Annotated in this window: 14 protein-coding genes and 4 pseudogenes; 15 read left to right on the top strand and 3 right to left on the bottom strand. The window is 47.1% G+C overall.

Features of this window, described 5'->3' with window-relative positions:
- Positions 1 to 4: 4 nt before the first annotated feature.
- On the bottom strand, positions 5 to 1,417 hold the full coding sequence (gene uxaC / locus K7R23_RS02470; RefSeq protein ID WP_012908660.1) for a glucuronate isomerase: 1,413 nt from the start codon (positions 1,415 to 1,417) through the stop codon (positions 5 to 7).
- 476 nt (positions 1,418 to 1,893) lie between these two features.
- Between uxaC and K7R23_RS02475 the strand changes: the two genes are divergently transcribed.
- The 11 genes from K7R23_RS02475 to K7R23_RS02525 all read left to right on the top strand — a co-directional run bounded on the left by K7R23_RS02475 (position 1,894) and on the right by K7R23_RS02525 (position 8,874).
- Complete coding sequence (locus tag K7R23_RS02475) at positions 1,894 to 3,195, top strand: MFS transporter (RefSeq protein WP_024133084.1); 1,302 nt, start codon at positions 1,894 to 1,896, stop codon at positions 3,193 to 3,195.
- A 206-nt stretch (positions 3,196 to 3,401) separates the two neighbouring features.
- Positions 3,402 to 4,178: a transcriptional regulator ExuR gene (gene exuR, locus K7R23_RS02480; RefSeq protein ID WP_012908659.1), complete on the top strand. Its 777-nt coding sequence runs from the start codon at positions 3,402 to 3,404 to the stop codon at positions 4,176 to 4,178.
- Positions 4,179 to 4,522: 344 nt separating this feature from the next.
- Positions 4,523 to 5,185: a DedA family general envelope maintenance protein YqjA gene (gene yqjA / locus K7R23_RS02485; protein ID WP_012908658.1), complete on the top strand. Its 663-nt coding sequence runs from the start codon at positions 4,523 to 4,525 to the stop codon at positions 5,183 to 5,185.
- Between the two features lie 3 nt (positions 5,186 to 5,188).
- Complete coding sequence (gene mzrA / locus K7R23_RS02490) at positions 5,189 to 5,572, top strand: EnvZ/OmpR regulon moderator MzrA (protein ID WP_024133083.1); 384 nt, start codon at positions 5,189 to 5,191, stop codon at positions 5,570 to 5,572.
- Positions 5,573 to 5,720: 148 nt separating this feature from the next.
- Positions 5,721 to 6,089: a DUF1090 domain-containing protein gene (locus K7R23_RS02495; protein ID WP_012908656.1), complete on the top strand. Its 369-nt coding sequence runs from the start codon at positions 5,721 to 5,723 to the stop codon at positions 6,087 to 6,089.
- 34 nt (positions 6,090 to 6,123) lie between these two features.
- The gene (locus tag K7R23_RS02500; RefSeq protein WP_012908655.1) at positions 6,124 to 6,429 is read left to right on the top strand and encodes an ElaB/YgaM/YqjD family protein; all 306 of its coding nucleotides are present in this window, start codon (positions 6,124 to 6,126) and stop codon (positions 6,427 to 6,429) included.
- A gap of 2 nt (positions 6,430 to 6,431) precedes the next feature.
- On the top strand, positions 6,432 to 6,836 hold the full coding sequence (locus K7R23_RS02505) for a phage holin family protein (RefSeq protein ID WP_012908654.1): 405 nt from the start codon (positions 6,432 to 6,434) through the stop codon (positions 6,834 to 6,836).
- Positions 6,826 to 7,110 (top strand): YqjK-like family protein, encoded by a 285-nt coding sequence (locus K7R23_RS02510; protein ID WP_012908653.1) that lies wholly within the window; start codon positions 6,826 to 6,828, stop codon positions 7,108 to 7,110. The genes K7R23_RS02505 and K7R23_RS02510 overlap by 11 nt, the downstream gene beginning before the upstream one ends.
- A gap of 234 nt (positions 7,111 to 7,344) precedes the next feature.
- On the top strand, positions 7,345 to 7,737 hold the full coding sequence (locus K7R23_RS02515) for a DoxX family protein (RefSeq protein WP_024133082.1): 393 nt from the start codon (positions 7,345 to 7,347) through the stop codon (positions 7,735 to 7,737).
- Positions 7,738 to 8,013: 276 nt separating this feature from the next.
- Entirely contained in the window at positions 8,014 to 8,208 is a 195-nt protein-coding gene (locus K7R23_RS02520; protein WP_012908651.1) for a hypothetical protein, read from the top strand.
- Positions 8,209 to 8,535: 327 nt separating this feature from the next.
- A complete protein-coding gene (locus tag K7R23_RS02525) occupies positions 8,536 to 8,874 on the top strand; it encodes a hypothetical protein (protein ID WP_231851588.1) in 339 nt (112 codons plus the stop codon).
- Here K7R23_RS02525 and K7R23_RS02530 read toward each other — a convergent pair.
- Positions 8,793 to 9,595, bottom strand: a pseudogene (locus K7R23_RS02530) (IS3 family transposase); the annotation flags it as partial. The gene K7R23_RS02525 and the pseudogene K7R23_RS02530 sit on opposite strands and share 82 nt — an antisense overlap.
- A gap of 496 nt (positions 9,596 to 10,091) precedes the next feature.
- On the opposite strand from K7R23_RS02530, the gene K7R23_RS02535 reads away from it, so the two are divergent.
- A complete protein-coding gene (locus K7R23_RS02535; RefSeq protein WP_012908650.1) occupies positions 10,092 to 13,472 on the top strand; it encodes a DUF4765 family protein in 3,381 nt (1,126 codons plus the stop codon).
- 107 nt (positions 13,473 to 13,579) lie between these two features.
- Here the strand turns inward: K7R23_RS02535 and K7R23_RS25905 are convergent.
- Positions 13,580 to 13,885 (bottom strand): annotated as a pseudogene (locus K7R23_RS25905) (hypothetical protein); the annotation flags it as partial.
- A 45-nt stretch (positions 13,886 to 13,930) separates the two neighbouring features.
- Between K7R23_RS25905 and K7R23_RS02540 the strand changes: the two are divergent.
- The 3 genes and pseudogenes from K7R23_RS02540 to K7R23_RS02550 form a co-directional block, all read left to right on the top strand.
- Positions 13,931 to 14,302 (top strand): annotated as a pseudogene (locus K7R23_RS02540) (ATP-binding protein); the annotation flags it as partial.
- Positions 14,303 to 14,340: 38 nt separating this feature from the next.
- A pseudogene (locus K7R23_RS02545) lies at positions 14,341 to 15,038 on the top strand (transposase); the annotation flags it as partial.
- Positions 15,039 to 15,276: 238 nt separating this feature from the next.
- On the top strand, positions 15,277 to 17,277 hold the full coding sequence (locus K7R23_RS02550; protein WP_232796110.1) for a hypothetical protein: 2,001 nt from the start codon (positions 15,277 to 15,279) through the stop codon (positions 17,275 to 17,277).
- Positions 17,278 to 18,430 lie beyond the last annotated feature (1,153 nt).

The following is an 18,430-nucleotide window of genomic DNA, read 5'->3' on the forward strand; positions in this document are numbered from 1 at the left end:
GACCTTAGTTCAGTTCAATGGCGAAGTAGTCACGCGCATTGTTAAAGCAAATATTTCTTACCATCTCGCCCAGCAGTTGAATATCCGCCGGCGCTTCGCCCGCTTCCACCCAGCGGCCAATCATCTGGCACAGAATGCGGCGGAAGTATTCGTGACGGGTATAGGAGAGGAAGCTGCGGCTGTCGGTCAGCATCCCTACAAAGCGGCTCAGCAGACCGAGCTGCGCCAGCTGCGTCATCTGACGCTCCATACCGTCTTTCTGGTCGTTGAACCACCAGCCGGAACCGAACTGCATCTTGCCCGGCATCCCTTCGCCCTGGAAGTTGCCGATCATGGTGCCCAGCACTTCGTTATCGCGCGGGTTCAGACAGTAAAGGATGGTTTTCGGCAGCAGATTCTCTTCGTTCTGCTTGCTGAGCAGTTTTGACAGCTCTTCCGCCATCGGACGATCGTTGATGGAGTCAAAGCCAACGTCCGGCCCCAGCAGTTTGAACTGACGCAGGTTGTTGTTGCGCAGCGCGCCGATGTGGTACTGCTGTACCCAGCCGCGACGCGCATATTCCGCGCCGAGGAACACCAGTACCGCGGTTTTGAACTGCGCCACTTCATGCTCGCTCAGGGTTTCACCCGCCAGGCGGCGCGTCAGGATGCTGTCCAGTTCGGCTTCGTTAGATTCAGCGAACATCACCACGTCCAGCGCATGGTCGGACACTTTACAGCCGTGGGCCGCGAAGTGATCCAGACGTTTGCTCAGCGCAGTCTGCAGATCGGCGAAACGACGGATGTCGGTATCGGCCACTTCGCCAAGTTTCGCCATGTAATCGTTGAAGGTCGCCAGCTCAATATTGAAGGCTTTATCCGGACGCCAGCTTGGCAGCACTTTCACGTTGAAAGAGCCGTCTTTCGCGATGGCGGCGTGGTGCTCCAGCGAGTCGATCGGATCGTCGGTGGTGCCGACCATCTTCACGTTCATTTGCTGCATGATGCCGCGCGCGGAGAAGGCATCCTGCGCCAGCAGTTCATTACACTGATTCCAGATTTCATCGGCGGTAGACGGCGACAGCAGCTTACCGGTGATGCCAAACGGGCGACGCAGTTCCAGGTGGGTCCAGTGGTACAGCGGGTTGCCGATGGTATGCGGAACGGTGGCCGCCCACGCGTCAAACTTCTCGCGGTCCGACGCATCGCCGGTACACAGCCGCTCGGCTACGCCGTTGGTGCGCATGGCGCGCCATTTGTAATGGTCGCCTTTCAGCCAGATGTCATACAGGTTAGTAAAACGGTAGTCATCGGCGATCTGCTGCGGCGGCAGATGGCAGTGGTAATCGAAAATGGGCTGGTCTTTCGCGTAATCATGATACAGGCGGCGGGCAAATTCTGTATCCAGCAGAAAATCTTCAGTCATAAACGGAGTCATTATCGTCTTCCTCTCAACGAGTGCGTCTGATTGCTTATGTTGCGATGCTGACAAAGTTATCACACCAATTTCTACAGGCCGAAGATATTTTCGTGAGATAGATCAATAAATGCTGACAAATAATTTACTCTCAAAGGAGTAAACACAGCGCCAGGCCGCGCCAGTACTGGCGTTGCTGAATCGAATGAATGTCCACACTAAGAATCACACTTTTGTGATGGCTCTCACCTTTTAAAGCTGTATGACAAGTTATCTTTCTGCCGTCGCGACTTATAAGCCGACGGAATGCAAATTACCGATGAATTCATCATCGGATTGACCGGTACGGAAACCGAATTAGCACAACAACTTAATGGCAACGTTCGGGGGAGTACCGGCTTTTTTTTTCGGTTACGCCCTTCGTTACAAGAACATCTTCCGCCCTGGGCAGGATGATGGCCGCGAGTTTGCGGAAATAACAAACGATGAGGTTTTACATGCGTAAAATTAAAGGGTTACGTTGGTACATGATCGCACTGGTGACGCTCGGCACCGTGCTGGGCTACCTGACGCGTAACACTGTGGCGGCAGCTGCGCCAACTCTGATGGAAGAGTTACACATCTCCACCCAACAGTATTCCTATATCATCGCAGCCTACTCTGCTGCTTACACTGTCATGCAACCTGTGGCCGGCTATGTTCTTGACATACTGGGCACCAAAGTAGGCTACGCGATGTTTGCCATCTTGTGGGCCGTTTTCTGCGGCGCAACGGCGCTGGCAGGCAGCTGGGGCGGACTGGCGCTGGCGCGCGGCGCGGTCGGCGCAGCGGAAGCCGCGATGATCCCGGCAGGTCTGAAAGCCAGCTCTGAGTGGTTCCCGGCGAAAGAGCGCTCCATTGCGGTAGGTTACTTTAACGTCGGCTCCTCCATTGGCGCGATGATCGCACCGCCGCTGGTGGTGTGGGCGATTGTCATGCACAGCTGGCAGATGGCGTTTATCATCTCCGGCGCCCTGAGCTTTATCTGGGCGATGGCATGGCTGATTTTCTACAAACATCCGCGCGACCAGAAGAAGCTGACGGATGAAGAACGCGACTACATTATCAGCGGTCAGGAAGCGCAGCACCAGACCAACAGCGCGAAGAAAATGTCTCTGCTGCAGATCCTGCGCAACCGCCAGTTCTGGGGCATCGCCCTGCCGCGCTTCCTCGCGGAACCGGCCTGGGGGACCTTCAACGCCTGGATCCCGCTGTTCATGTTTAAAGTGTACGGCTTTAACCTGAAAGAAATCGCCATGTTCGCCTGGATGCCGATGCTGTTTGCCGACCTCGGCTGCATCGTCGGCGGTTACCTGCCGCCGCTGTTCCAGCGCTGGTTCGGCGTTAACCTGATTGTTTCACGTAAGATGGTGGTCACCCTCGGCGCGCTGCTGATGATTGGCCCGGGCATGATCGGCCTCTTCACCAGCCCGTATGTCGCCATCATGCTGCTGTGCGTCGGCGGTTTTGCTCACCAGGCGCTGTCCGGTGCGCTGATCACGCTGTCTTCTGACGTCTTTGGCCGTAACGAAGTCGCCACCGCTAACGGTCTGACCGGTATGTCCGCCTGGCTGGCGAGCACCCTGTTCGCCCTGGTGGTCGGCGCGCTGGCCGACACCATCGGCTTCAGCCCGCTGTTCGCGGTGCTGGCGGTGTTTGACCTGTTAGGCGCGCTGGTTATCTGGACCGTGCTGCAAAACAAATCGGCCAGCGATGTGGACTCCGGTCCGCAGATGAATAAGCCTGCGACTCAGAGCTAACTGCGTCTCCTGTCAGGAGAAAGAGAAACGCATATGCCGGGGGCGCTTCGCTTGCCCGGCCTACAGAGGCCGGATAAAGTCGCAATAACGCTATCCGGCAACGCCAGGCCGCCCGTTCAGGGCGGCTTTTTCGTCCCTGCGAGTAGAGCAAAACTCGCGAAAGTGGTATAACAAATAGAGTCTGCCGCATCATGCCTGGAGCGCATATGGAAATCACTGAACCACGACGTTTGTATCAACAACTGGCCGCCGATCTGAAAGAGCGCATTGAACAGGGCGTTTACCTGGTGGGCGACAAGCTGCCCGCAGAACGCTTTATCGCCGATGAAAAAAACGTCAGCCGCACCGTGGTTCGTGAAGCCATCATCATGCTGGAAGTCGAAGGCTTTGTGGAAGTGCGCAAAGGCTCCGGCATTCATGTCATCTCGAATCAGCCGCGCTATCAGCAGGCCACCGACGAGTCGCTGGAGTTTGCTAACTACGGGCCTTTTGAGCTGTTGCAGGCGCGCCAGCTTATTGAAAGCAACATTGCCGAATTCGCCGCCACTCAGGTGACCAAACAGGACATCATGAAACTGATGGCGATCCAGGAACAGGCGCGTAATGAAAAGTGTTTCCGCGACTCGGAATGGGATTTGCAGTTTCACATTCAGGTGGCGCTGGCCACGCAAAACACCGCGCTGGCGGCCATCGTGGAAAAGATGTGGACTCAGCGCAGCCACAACCCGTACTGGAAAAAACTGCACGAGCATATTGACGCGCGCACCGTCGATAACTGGTGCGACGACCACGACAAAATCCTCAAAGCGCTGATTCGCAAAGATCCCAACGCCGCCAAGCTGGCGATGTGGCAGCATCTTGAGAACACCAAAATCATGCTGTTTAATGAAACCAGCGATGATTTCGAGTTTAACGCCGACCGCTATCTTTTTGCCGAAAATCCGGTAGTTCATCTTGATACCGCCGCCAGCGCGGTAAAATAACCCGTCTCGATTCAGCAGGCGCCTCGTTGCGCCTGTTTTGCCGACAGTAAGCGAAAGATATAAAGTGTCAGCCTGTGTAAATCCTCTCGCCTCACCTCCCGTCGATCAGCAAAATCAGCTTTCAGGGACATGTAATTTCTATAACGGACTTCGTTGACCTTTGTTACAATTAGATGCAAATCGAATTCAGGTTTGTTAGTGCTTGCTTACTTCACAACTTAACAGGGACGAGTTCAGGCCGTGAGTTTGCGTTGTCCGCCTCCAGTACCAATAAGATAAAAATCATGCGGCGCAGTAAACTCCTGAAACCGGCGTGACGTTAACCGATTCACCAGGAATACTGAATGGAACTTTTGACTCAATTACTGCATGCCCTGTGGGCGCAGGATTTTGAAACTCTGGCCAATCCCTCAATGATTGGCATGCTGTATTTTGTTTTATTTATGATTCTGTTCCTGGAAAACGGGCTGCTACCGGCGGCCTTTTTACCCGGCGACAGTCTGCTGGTGTTAGTCGGCGTTCTGATTGCGAAGGGCGCGATGGGCTACCCGCAAACCATTCTGTTGCTGACCGTTGCGGCCAGCCTCGGCTGCTGGCTGAGCTATATCCAGGGACGATGGCTGGGCAATACCCGCATCGTGCAAAACTGGTTGTCGCATCTGCCTGCGCACTATCATCAGCGCGCCCACCATCTGTTTCATAAGCACGGACTTTCGGCGCTGCTGATTGGCCGTTTCATCGCTTTCGTCCGTACCCTGCTGCCGACCATCGCAGGGCTTTCGGGGCTTAATAATGCGCGCTTTCAGTTCTTTAACTGGATGAGCGGGCTGCTGTGGGTATTGATCTTAACCACGCTGGGATACCTGCTGGGCAAGACGCCGGTCTTTCTGAAATACGAAGATCAGCTGATGTCATGCCTGATGCTGCTGCCGGTGGTGCTGCTGTTTTTTGGCCTCGGCGGTTCCCTGGTGGTGCTATGGAAAAAGAAATATGGAAATCGAGGGTAAAGGATGCGTAAACCACGCGTAACGCTCAGACACCTTGCCTGGAGCACAATGCTGCTGATGGTGCTGGGTACCGGGATGCTGTTCTGGTCTGCCGTACGTCAGCAGGAGTCGACGCTGGCGATCCGCTCCATACATCAGGGCGCCAGCATGCCGGACGGATTCTCTATCTGGCATCATCTGGATGCCCACGGCATTCGTTTTAAAAGTATTACGCCCGAAAATGACACGCTGCTGATCACTTTCGATTCCAGCGCGCAGAGCGCCGCCGCCAAAGCGGTGCTCGACAAAACGCTCCCCCGCGGCTACATCATCGCCCAGCGGGAGAATGCCAGCCAGGCCGTCCAGTGGCTGTCACGTTTACGCGACGCCCCTCACCGGATGGGATAATTTCCAGGAATCCGAATCATATCACCCGCTTTGGTGATTTCACCGTTACTGTCTATGCTTAATAAAGCGGTGGCTTCAGCCATCGCTTTTGCAAACTGGATTCTCGTTTCCGAATACACGGAATCGAATCACAATGGAAGGTTCAAGTATGAAATACCGCATCGCTTTAGCTATTACCCTTTTCGCTCTCAGTGCAGGCAGCTACGCTAACACGCTCTGTCAGGAGAAAGAGCAGGATATTCAGCGGGAAATCAGCTACGCCGAAAAGCACAATAATCAACACCGTATCGATGGGCTGAAGAAAGCGCTAAGTGAAGTCAAAGCTAACTGCAGCGACAGCAAACTTCGCGCCGATCATCAGGAAAAAATCGCTGAGCAGAAAGAAGAGATCGCTGAACGCAAACAGGATCTCATTGAGGCGCAGCAAAAAGGCGATGCGGACAAAATTGCCAAACGTGAACGCAAACTGGCGGAAGCGCAGGCTGAGCTGAAAGAACTGGAAGCTCGCAAATATTAAGTCACCTAACCCCTTACTCACCTGGAGAAAAACTATGTCGAAAGATACAACATCGGAACATCTGCGCGCTGAGTTGAAATCCCTGACCGATACGCTGGAAGAGGTGCTGAATTCCTCAGGCGAAAAATCGAAAGAAGAGTTGAGTAAGATTCGTAGTAAAGCGGAACGCGCCCTGAAAGAGAGCCGCTACCGTCTGGGTGAAACCGGCGATGCCATTGCCCGTCAGACCCGTGAAGCGGCCTCGCGAGCGGATGATTATGTGCGCGAGAATCCGTGGGCGGGCGTAGGTATCGGCGCCGCGGTTGGCGTAGTGCTGGGCATGCTGCTGTCGCGTCGCTGATTATGGCGGATTCTCAACACGCGCAAGGGCCCGGTAAAAGCGTTCTGGGCATCGGGCAGCGGATTGTCTCGATTCTGGTAGAGATGGTGGAAACCCGTCTGCGTCTGGCGGTGGTTGAGCTTGAGGAAGAAAAGGCTAACCTCTTTCAGCTGCTGCTGATGCTGGGGCTGACCATGCTTTTCGCTGCATTTGGCTTAATGAGCCTGATGGTGCTGATCATCTGGGCAATTGACCCGCAGTATCGGCTTAATGCGATGATCGCCACCACGGTCGTGCTGCTGGTGCTGGCGCTGATTGGCGGCATATGGTCGCTGCGCAAAGCGCGCCAGTCCAGCCTGCTGCGTCATACGCGCCACGAACTGGCGAATGACCGGCAAATTCTCGAGGAGGAGAGCCGTGAGCGGTAAAGTCGAACGTGCGCAGCGTAAGGCCCGACTGCTTAGCGAGATCCAGCAGCAAAGGCTGGATCTTTCGGCCAGCCGCCGCGACTGGCTGGAAGCCACGGGCGCTTACGATCGGGGCTGGAATACGTTGCTGAGCCTGCGCTCCTGGGCGCTGGTCGGCAGCAGCGTGATGGCGATCTGGACCGTACGTCATCCGAATATGCTGGTACGCTGGGCAAGACGCGGATTCGGGGCGTGGACCGCCTGGCGTTTGTTTAAAAAGACGCTGAATTCGTAGGCAGGCTTCTTTCTGCCCGATGGCGCTTCGCTTATCGGGCCTACAAGGTGAGTCGTCAATTGGCAACGCCTTTTATTAGCATCAAAATTCTTGAAGAAATTTGACAGTTTTCCTTGCTAACAATTCTTATTCCTCACATCTATGATTCTCTCCATCGACAGCAATGACGTGAAAGTCCGCGGAATTGCGCTAAAAAACAAAACAGCAGCCGGAACGGTTTTCCTGGAGAGTAAAATGAAAAAATTAGAAGATGTTGGTATCCTGGTCGCGCGTATTCTGATGCCAGTCCTGTTTATTACCGCAGGCTGGGGAAAAATCACCGCTTACGCAGGTACCCAACAATACATGGAAGCCATGGGCGTGCCTGGCATGATATTGCCGCTGGTTATCCTGCTTGAGTTTGGCGGCGGTCTGGCGATTCTGTTCGGTTTCCTCACCCGCACCACCGCGCTGTTTACCGCAGGCTTCACTCTGCTGACCGCGTTTATCTTTCACAGCAACTTTGCCGAAGGCGTTAACTCGCTGATGTTCATGAAAAACATGACTATCGCAGGCGGCTTCCTGCTGCTGGCTATCACCGGTCCGGGCGCGTTCAGTATCGACCGCGTTCTGAATAAAAAGTGGTAATCACGCTATACTTTATGAACGTAAAACGAGGAGGCATCTCCTCGTTTTTGCTATCCATACCCAACGGTTCTGGCGTTGCTTCAGGGCGGCCTGAGTGGCAAAAGGTATAAAGGAGAGAAAAATGGGGCAACGAATTGACGGCGTCTGGCATGACACCTGGCCCCTCACACTTTTTCTCTCTGGTATAATACCCACATTTGATCTCTCAAAAATATTTCGAGTAATGATACAAAGCCTCCTGCCTCAAAGTGAATTTAGGATCGATGGGAGGTTACTATGTCTGTACGTTATTTAAACGCCGGAGATATGTTTATTGAGGCAACACTTGCCCTTAGCCTGTCTAAAGATGGTGAGAACTTAACATCCAGGAACAAGGATGGCATACATCTTAAAAATATGTACCTCCTATTTGATTCACAAGATCGCCCAATTAATGCTGCCTGTAGTGATGTGATGGACGCCCTTTCCTGAAGCAGCCAGTGCCATACTTTTACTCTCAGCGTTTGCTACGGGAGTAAATCACATGAGCACGATTAGAGTTGTTGGTATTGGTATCGCCAAATCAATTTTCAGGTCTGCGTCTGGATGGTCTATGGCTCCGTCGCATGGCACAAAAAGTCTCTCGTTCTTAATTGCCGGATAATATCCGACAGTTTGAACCTGGAACTCTTGTTGCTATGGAAGCCTGCGCCACTTCGCATTTCCGGTGGTGAACCTTCGCATCTATGGGCTATTGCGTCAGACTCACCCCAGCACAACACGTAAAAGCTTTTGTCCGTAGTCAGAAAAATGATGCCAATGATACACTGGCAATTTGCGAGACAGCATTTCGCCCCGGTATTCATTTTTTCTGTAAAGACCACAGAACAGCAGGATATCAAGGCGCTTCGGAGCACTCGTCAACCGATGGTTGAGCAGAGAACGGCGCTGGCTAACCAGCCGCGTTCTCTGCTTGCTGAATATGGCTTCACTATTCCTGTCGGGATCTTGAGTCTCCAGCAACAATTACCGAAGTTGGTTGAAGATGCCTCAAACAGCCTGACATGCACTCTTGTTTTAGAGTTTTTCCGGTATCGGTTTTCCGATTCGTTTGGGGGTAACCCACCGTTATATTTATGCGGTCTGAGCGCACTGTAATACCCAACGATATAGTTCGTTATGGCGTGGGCTGCATCGCTGAAGTTTATGTAACCCGTCACCGGTACCCATTCATTCTTCAGGCTCCTGAAGAAGCGCTCCATCGCGCTGTTATCCCGGCGGTTTCCACGTCGACTCATACTCTGTTTGATTCGGTTCCGTCACAGTAACTGCCTGAACTGTCTGCTTGTGTTATGGCTCCCCTGGACGCTATGGAACATCACTCCAACGGGCTTACCGCGCGTTTCCCATGCCATTTCCAGCGCCTTCATGGTGCGTCTGCTGTCCGGCGAGAACGACATTGCCCAGCCCACTGCTTTTCTTGCGAATAAGTCGAGAACAACGGCGAGGTACGCCCGGCGCTTACCTGTCCAGATACCGGTCACATCACCGCACCCCACCTGGTCTGGCTCTGTCACTGCGAACTGCCGCTCAGGGTGTTTCGGGATTGCGACGTGCTCATAGCCACCACGTTTATACCGATGAGCCGGCTGCTGACAACTGACCAGCCCCGGTTCTTTCATTAGCCTGCCAGCAAGCCAGCGCCCCATCTTTTTGGTGTTTTTCCCTGTCGCTCATCACGCAACTGCTTCATCTATCGCGTCAATGTGGAAAGGCCGGTATCCATAGCACTGGCTGCATCTGCAACGGTGTAGTTCTGATCAAGGACCAGTTGAGCGGATTCGCGTTTAAATTCTGCGCTGAAATTTCTTCTTTTCACTGGAGCACCTGTAATGTTCTGAGGTGAGCATATCACCTCTGTTCAGGTGGCCAAATTCGTATGCCACTACAAGATGAATCACTAACAACTACCCCATTAAAAGAAATAGAGCGTTTTTGAGCGATTAGGTACCCCTCCCGTCGGGAGAAAATGATTTAAATATTTAATAAGGAATAAGGAATAAGGAATAAGGAATAAGGAATAAGGAATAAGGAATAAGGAATAAGGAATAAAAAAGCCATTAATTTTGATTATGATAAGTTACTACTGTAAATAATCCTAAAGTTAATTATAAATTATCAGTAAAAACTGTCAGGTAATGATGTTAATTATACTCTTTACAAATCAAAGTTGTTCTGATATAAAAATCATTAAAGATGAGAAACAACTATGGGATATAATATCATAATTTGTGGCTTATATACATATTTTCGCACGATTTACCTTCAGCCCTAACATTTGATAGCAAACATGATCACTTTCAAACGAGGACAAAATGCCGCCTATAGTGTATAATACTTTGCATGCACCAACATCCTTATCAAAAACTGAAGATATTAAATCCTGGGATACAGAAAAATACCTAAAAACATTATCAAAATTCAATAATGACAATATTTTTAACGATCAGATTTCTAAAATAACAGAGAAACAATACGATTTTGACAAAACAGCCACAAATGAAAATTACTACAATTTAAATCTGTATGACATTTATTTTCAACCATGCAGTAACATTATAGAAGAAAACATAACAAGAATATTACAGTTTCAATACTCAAATAGCCCAACATTCAGACGCCTGGTAAACTACCATACTGACAATTTACCAAACTACGATATAAATAAATGCCAAATATACATTACCAATACTTTTGCATACAATAAAAAAGAAGATAGTGTAAGTGAACTATTCATTGCACTTGATGAAAAGGGAAATTTTATTGTCCCTAAAACAGAATCATTAGAAGAAATATCACCAGAAAAAATATTGTTGAATTTCTTTTTGAAACATATCAGCAACCCAGACATCCTTGGTTATGATGATATTGACACATATACCAATATAATTTTTAAGGAATTATCCCCCCAGGCAATAGCTCACACTTCAAAATCATTTCAACATGCTTCTGTGAGAGATAAATACAAACTATACGATTGCGAAAATTCGACTAAACAAATAGATAATATTGAACAAGTCATATCAAAGGGAAGCACCCTTCAGAAAGAGTTTTTTGATAGTTATATAAAAAATAAAGAACTTGATCCCATTCCCTCGCAAAAAAAAGGAATTCAGTTTAAAAAAATCGCACTTAATGGATTATTGCTTACCTCAGGCTTATTTCAAACATTAAATAATAACCAACATAGCGGTAATTCGAATTCATTAGATAAAATAAATGTCAGGCATTCAAGGTCTCTTCCTGAAGAACATTCTGCACCTGCTGAAACCAAAAGCAGTTCCATTGTAAAAGGAATCAATGAGTTTATATTAAAAAAAGCAGCCTCTCTTTACAACTTGCTGACTAACTTAGAGCTAGAACTGCAACTAGAAAATTACATAAGAGGGTATCATGAATTACTTGCATTTTCTCAAACAGGGATTTGGACTCGTAATGGCAGAGATGCTGCAAGAAATTACATAGTTGAAATAATGAAACAACACTTTTACAAATTTGAAATAGAATATAATAGCGGAAGAGTTGTTTTTTTCCAGGATTTCATAGAAAAACACCGAGAGTATGAGTACAATATATATGAAACGTTTGCGCGAGATATAATCGTGCACCCGCTACCATTTGATTTAGACTATGCTCCTCCTGAAAAAGGTGGGATCATAAGGTCAGAACCAGCAAATCATTATATGCAAACTGTGAGACAGAAGTTTTCACATAGTGCACCACTACATTTTGATAATCTATACGGTAAAGAATCTATATTCTTATCAGTGGCATTACATGATCTAAAATCAAATAAAAAACTAAGCAAAAGAGATTTTGAACATCTATTTAAAATCGCTCAATTAGTAATCCATCACTTATCAAAAGATGGCGGTGATAAAATCCTGTGCTCCTCTTATGGAGTTAAGTATCATCGTCTTATATTAAATGAGATTGTAACACGGTGCAAACATCACCAGAGACATATTAATGAAAGTATAATAGAAAAAATATCACTAGCAATAATTACTAATAATGACCTTTCGAATCAAATAAAATCAAAAATATTAAAATTAAACTCACAAAAAAACTACTGCAACCCATGGTTAATGATATTAGCAACAGAAAAACAGCTCTCATGGGCGGAGGCTCACTATAAAGCACAAAAGCATATTGAAAGTCATATTCAGGATTGTGAATTATTAGGTTTAATGGATACAAACAAAATGGTCAGAGATGCCATTACTGGATTTATCCATCAGATTAATGAAATAACAGAATCCAGTTGGATGTCATCAGAAGAACAACATGCAAAAAAAATTCTGGCTCTCGAGATGTTCAAAACAAAGATATCAACCCTGAATGGAGGTCAGGGATTTGTCTATGGTTTTAACAAAGTTATTCAGGAAGGGCTTGGAGGACTAATCGAGTTAAGTTTTGACATTGACGATGAGTGGCATCATCGAGCATTATCGTCACTTAGTCCTGCATCAAGAAATGGACTTCATTTATTAGGTACTATCTGGAATATAGTAATGAGTGCGGTCCCTGGATTTAACGCCTTAGCAGGAACTAGCAGTATACTAAACCACGCTGTTGTTGAAAAATCTACGGATGTATGTAGCTACATACAAGATGCAATACGTATTGGTATGGAAGCAGTTCCGGTAGCCGAGTCGAAATTCACAAAAAAATCGTCAAATAGCAAATACATAGGTCTTCGTTTTGTTGAGGAAAAAATTAATAAAAATTTAATTAATGAACCTCTGCAACGCGGCTCATCTTATAGAGTAATAGAGTCAATAGAAAATACTGATTTTATTTATCAAAAAATCACTAAAAAAATTTTAGAATTAATGACCACAGAAAATAATGAGCTGTATAGTGCTACGGGGTTTAACAATGAAAACTATGGATACTACAAACGATCTGGTGATGGTTTTTATAGAAAACAGCACTCATTCCAGCCTTTATCGAAAGAGACACCAAACAAAATAACATACAATAATAGAGAATTAGAATTAATAAAAGAATCAAACTCAGAAATTTACTGTGGAACATTTACCGACAACGGAAAAAATTCAATTGTAAAGTTTTATAAAAGTTCCGATGGTAGCTTTTATCAAGCAGAAGGATTAAAAGGAGGAGGGCTTATCCGGCATACGGATAAGCCATACTCAGAGTTGAAAGAAGGTGATATAGGATATGATGAGGAACTTCTGGATATTACTGATGATTCACCTGAGTTAGAGGAAACTTTGCCTGCAATATCAGAAGATTTATACCCTAGCGAAGAAGAGAATGTACAAAACATTTACAGTAAATTTAAAAGTGGTGATATTGAGGCGGGAATGACAGAGGTGACATTATGCCGAGGAACTATTGCCTCTCAGGCTGAAAACATTGTTTCTTATAGTACCGCTGGAGGAGCCGAAATTGCAAACCCAAATGTAAATCCGGTTTCTGAAGATATTGCAAAATTGCAAATAAAAAGTGGAAGAATTGAACCTGAATATACAACAGATATTAGTGTTGCCGACCGATTTAGCCGTGGACATCACTTAGTTATTGTCAAAGTAAGGGTGAAATATCTTACAAGAGGCAGTATAAGCGAAAGTGGTTGGATTATTCCCCAAAACGCTCCCATCGAGCCAGTTGGTTTAATTGACAGGACATATGGTCAACCTGAAAACATACAACAAGCAAATGCATCATAGTAACGTTTGTCATTCGGTATCGCATATCGAAAGATATGCATAAATCACAAGATAACCATAACTTAATCTAACATTGAATGCTAATAGCTACGGTTGTTAATGGTCAATCAATCATTACTTCTTAAACAGCCCCGCACTCCCGTACGGGGCATGTCCTGTTTATCTCCACCCTCTTTTTTATTGTACTCGCGGTTAAACCGAACCACGACAATCTTCATATCCCGCTCCACCGATTTAACCAACGCTGCCTGTTCCGCCAGAGATATAGTCAACACAGAATTTCATGGATTCCGGGGTAATATCCACCACGCAGGGGCGGTACAGGCTGTCACCGGAGAATACTTCAGCCAGAAAGCAAACGCCTTGTACACTTCAGTCGTTGAACATCTTCCCAACTGGCTACCCGGTTCGGGCACAGACAAAAGGCAAAGTGGAGCGGATGGTGCAGTACACCCGCAACAGCGGCGGATCTGTTGCTTCAGCTGTCTACAGCGCAACGCCAGGACCGCTATAAAACAACGCTTCACCGTGGTGGGATGGCGCCGAAGCTGCTCATCATAGATGAAATAGGCTATCTGCCGTTCAGCCTGGAAGAAGTAAAATTGTTCTTCCAGATCATCGCCAAACGTTACGAGAAGAGAGCGATGATCCTGACATCTAACCTGCCGTTCGGGCAGTGGGATTAAACGTTCGCAGGAGATGCGGCACTGACATCGGCGATGCTGGACCGGATCTTACACCACTCACACGTTATTCAGATAAAAGGAGAGAGCTATCGACTTAAACAGAAAAGAAAGCCCGGGGTTATCACTGAAGCTAATCCTGAGTAAAACGGTGGATCAATATTAGACCGTCGGTGGAGATGTAAGTGGTTCACTTTTTACCCGTCGTTGACAGTTATCCTGAAGTGTTTAAAATTGAAGGAGTTAAACAGGTTGTTGCTTGTGGTCATTCTGTTTACAGTGTTGCAACACGTCCCGATATCACTACCCACAGTCTTTATGCCTGGATAAAGAAGTACGGATCGGACTCTTTCACCAACAAAGAACCGTCAGATGCTCAGGCTGAGATCCGCCGACTCCAGAAGGCGCTGAAGCGGGTTACTGACGAACGGGACATATTAAAAAAAGCTGCGGCATACTTCGCAAAGCTGTCCGACTGAAGTACGCCTTTATCCGTGACAACTCCTATTGTTGGCCTGTTCGTCTGCTCTGTCGGTTGCTGAATGTTCATCCGGGTGGGTTTTACGCCAGGCTTCAGCAGGCGCATCTCAGGCTGACAGGACAAATCAAACAATTCTGGCTGTAGCCCGGTTGCGTTTATGGCTATCGCAAGATCCATCTTGACCTGAAAGATAGCGGGCATCAAGGTGGGATTAACCGGGTCTTGCGGCTGATGAAGCGTGAACGGATAAAGAAAAAGATCTACGGAACGCAGGAAGAAGCCCGAAGCGATATTTTTGATTACATCGAAATGTTTTATAATAGTAAGCGTCGGCATGGTTCGAGTGATCAAATGCCACCGACGGAATATGAAAATCAATATTATCAACGGCTCATAAGTGTCTGGATTATCCGTGGCGATTCAGGAAGCCTTAATGCTGTTTCTACAGATGAGGATATTGTCCCTGATTCAGAACTGGCCAGCACTATAAGCAAATCAAAGGAATATTGGCGTCATCTGGTAACATTAACTTAAAAATCAAAGTCAGTCTTAAGATAGTAGGCCAGGAACACTCTAAAACGGTGGTCAATTTAGCTGGCCACTACAAAACTAAAAAAACGGTATAAGGATAATATTCGCAATGAGATTACCACAACAAAGCACTAACACACTTTCTGCCCCAAAAGGCTCTATTACTTACATACCAGAGGAACAAAAAAATAATAGTCCTCGACCATCTTCCAGTGGAAGAATTATTAAGACACTGAGAAATAACCAGGCATCACTTACGACTTCGCGATTGGGATATTATAATTATCTTGTTAACCAAAATAATTCAACTGAAGACGTCGTCGCTATTGGGGCGATGATACAACGAGACCTACGACCTCATAATGCGGAAGAAATAAGCAACCTCTCCCATCTCGTCAAACACTCAGGAAACAGGAAATCCTCCTTACTTCATAACCTGCTTTTGGTTACTTCCCGTATTTACCAGGCAACTAAATACCCATTGACTGAGTCCTCTTCACTCTCACCAAGGGAATATCCCCCTTCACCGGTATTAGGCTCTTTACACAAGGAAACCGAACTTACTCACATTGAATCACATACTGAAAAAAGAAGTCGCCGGGTTAAACGTGCAGGAGGGGAAGATGGAGAAGTTGCATCATCATCCAGAGGGGGGAAACGGCCCATTGAGACAGATAATGATGTAGAATTGGCAGAAAAGCGCGCAAGACATCAGGGGGATAATCTACCTGCTGAGGGTAATCCATCGTTAAAAATACTCTCCTCCCGGAAAGCCAGTTTTACCTCTTCCCTTCATCCTTCCCACTGGCAGAGCAATGAGCAGAAGGCAGTAGAAGAGATATTCCCTCGTATGCTTAGAATTGTTAGTCATCTGAAGGAAAGTTTTCGCAGTCATGAAAATATCTCTCAGAATCGACTTACGGAGATTGATAATAAACTGCATGCTCTCTGGGAACGTCTGACCAGTGACAAGGCAAAAAGTGAGGTTTACACTCTGCTCAGGGAGTTACAGGAAAATCTCCCTGCGGCGGGTAATCCATCGTTAAAAATGAAACCACTGCCGGTATATATTCCCGCCCCTGTTGCTGCAGCCCCAGCAGTAAATTTACCAGAAGCCAGCTTTACCTCTTTCCTTTATCCTTCCCGCTGGCAAAGCAATGAGCAGAAGGCAGTAGAAGAGATATTCCCTCGTATGATTAGAACTGTTGGTCATCTGAAGGAAAGTATTCGCAATCATGAAAATATCTCTCAGGATCGACTTACGGAGATTGATAATAAACTGCATGCTCTCTGGGAACATCTGACCAGTGACAGGGCAAAAATTGAGGTTTACACTCTGCTCAGGGAGTTACAGGAAAATCTCCCTGCGGCGGGTAATCCATCGTTAAAAATGAAACCACTGCCGGAATATGTAGTAATCCATCCGGTTAGATTACCAGAAGCTCCTCTACATCTGCTTCACTGGTCGAGTAATGACCAGGAGGCAGTAAAGGCTATATTCCCCACAATGGTCAGCACGATTAATCATCTGAAAACAGATATCCGCTATAATGAAAATATCTCTCAGGATCGACTTACGGTGATTGATGGTAAACTTCACACACTCTGGACGAGTCTGACCGGTGAACTGGCAAAAAATGAGATTTATACCTTGCTCAGGGAACTGCAGAACAGTCTGCCTGCAATGGGTAATCCATCATTAAAAATGCGCCCCCTGCCGGAGTATATTATTGATCCCCGGGCAGCATTGCCGGAAGCCAGCTTTACCTTTTCTCTACACCTATCTCGCTGGTCAGATAGCGATCAACAGGCACTAAAGCAAATACTTCCCAATATGCAAGTGTATATTTCCAAATTGAAGATAGATATCAGCAATCATCGTAATATATCCCAACAACGTCTCACGTATATTGATAATAAACTGCATGCCCTCTGGAAACATCTGACCGGTGACCTGGCAAAAAGTGAAGTTTACACTCTGCTCAGGGATCTGCATAAAAATCTGCCTGCAGCAGGCAATCCATCATTAAAAATGAAACCGTTGCCGGAATATATTGCCGTTCCCGTTCCTGTTCCCGTTCCCCTCCTGTTGCTGCTGCCCCAGCTGTAAATTTTCCAGAAGCCAGCTTTACCTCTTCTCTTCATGTGTCTCGCTGGTCAGATAGCGATCAACTGGCACTAAAGCAAATACTTCCCCATATACAGGTGAATATTTCCAAATTGAAGGCAGATATCAGCAATCATCGTAATATATCCCAACAACGTCTTATGGATATTGATAATAAACTGCATGCTCTCTGGGAACATCTGACCAGTGACCTGGCAAAAAGTGAAGTTTACACTCTGCTCAGGGATCTGCATAAAAATCTGCCTGCGGCAGGCAATCCATCATTAAAAATGAAACCGTTGCCGGAATATATTGCCGTTCCCGCTCCTGTTCCCCCTCCTGTTGCTGCTGCCCCAGCTGTAAATTTACCAGAAGCCAGCTTTACCTCTTCTCTTCATGTGTCTCGCTGGCTGGGCAATGAGCAGCAGGCGGTAAAAATGATATTTCCCAATATGAACGACAGTATTAATTATCTGAAGAGACAGATCCGTTATTATGCAGGTATCTCCCAGAAAAAAATCTCGGAGATTGATGATAAACTGCATGCTCTCTGGACACATCTGACCAGTGAACTGGCAAAAAGTGAGGTTTACACTCTGCTCAGGGAGTTACAGGAAAATCTTACTGCGGCGGGTTATCGATCGTTCAAAATGAAACCACTGCCGGAATATATTCCCGCTCCTGTTGCCCCAGCTGTAAATTTACCAGAATCCAGCTTTACCTCTGTTCTTCATCTGTCTCGCTGGCTGAGCAAGGAGCAGCAGGCGGTAGAAGTGATATTTCCCTCTATAACCAACAGTATTAATCATCTTAAGAGACAGATCCGTAATCATGCAAATATCTCCCAGACATATCTCTCGGAGATTGATGATAAATTGCATGCTCTCTGGGAACATCTGACCAGTGACCAGGCAAAAAATGAGGTATACATTCTGCACAGGGAGCTGCAGGATAATCTGCCTGCGACATTAAAAATGAAACCACTACCGGATAAACAACCAGCCCCCTGGTTGATGAGCGATTTCACACAACGTGATATCAGCATGATGGATCTCTGGTCATCTCATGACAAGAAAGTACAGTCCAGGGTCGCACCTCATCTGATGTATGGCCTGAAGAAACTGGCCGAAAAAACATCGCCCACCCTGGCGGACAT

This window comes from Citrobacter rodentium NBRC 105723 = DSM 16636, assembly GCF_021278985.1.
GTDB lineage: Bacteria > Pseudomonadota > Gammaproteobacteria > Enterobacterales > Enterobacteriaceae > Citrobacter_A > Citrobacter_A rodentium.

Coding starts and splice junctions, on each gene's coding strand:
- uxaC (WP_012908660.1), bottom strand. CDS start 1,417: ATGACTCCGTTTATGACTGAAGATTTTCTGCTGGATACAGAATTTGCC.
- K7R23_RS02475 (WP_024133084.1), top strand. CDS start 1,894: ATGCGTAAAATTAAAGGGTTACGTTGGTACATGATCGCACTGGTGACG.
- exuR (WP_012908659.1), top strand. CDS start 3,402: ATGGAAATCACTGAACCACGACGTTTGTATCAACAACTGGCCGCCGAT.
- yqjA (WP_012908658.1), top strand. CDS start 4,523: ATGGAACTTTTGACTCAATTACTGCATGCCCTGTGGGCGCAGGATTTT.
- mzrA (WP_024133083.1), top strand. CDS start 5,189: ATGCGTAAACCACGCGTAACGCTCAGACACCTTGCCTGGAGCACAATG.
- K7R23_RS02495 (WP_012908656.1), top strand. CDS start 5,721: ATGAAATACCGCATCGCTTTAGCTATTACCCTTTTCGCTCTCAGTGCA.
- K7R23_RS02500 (WP_012908655.1), top strand. CDS start 6,124: ATGTCGAAAGATACAACATCGGAACATCTGCGCGCTGAGTTGAAATCC.
- K7R23_RS02505 (WP_012908654.1), top strand. CDS start 6,432: ATGGCGGATTCTCAACACGCGCAAGGGCCCGGTAAAAGCGTTCTGGGC.
- K7R23_RS02515 (WP_024133082.1), top strand. CDS start 7,345: ATGAAAAAATTAGAAGATGTTGGTATCCTGGTCGCGCGTATTCTGATG.
- K7R23_RS02520 (WP_012908651.1), top strand. CDS start 8,014: ATGTCTGTACGTTATTTAAACGCCGGAGATATGTTTATTGAGGCAACA.
- K7R23_RS02525 (WP_231851588.1), top strand. CDS start 8,536: ATGATACACTGGCAATTTGCGAGACAGCATTTCGCCCCGGTATTCATT.
- K7R23_RS02535 (WP_012908650.1), top strand. CDS start 10,092: ATGCCGCCTATAGTGTATAATACTTTGCATGCACCAACATCCTTATCA.
- K7R23_RS02550 (WP_232796110.1), top strand. CDS start 15,277: ATGAGATTACCACAACAAAGCACTAACACACTTTCTGCCCCAAAAGGC.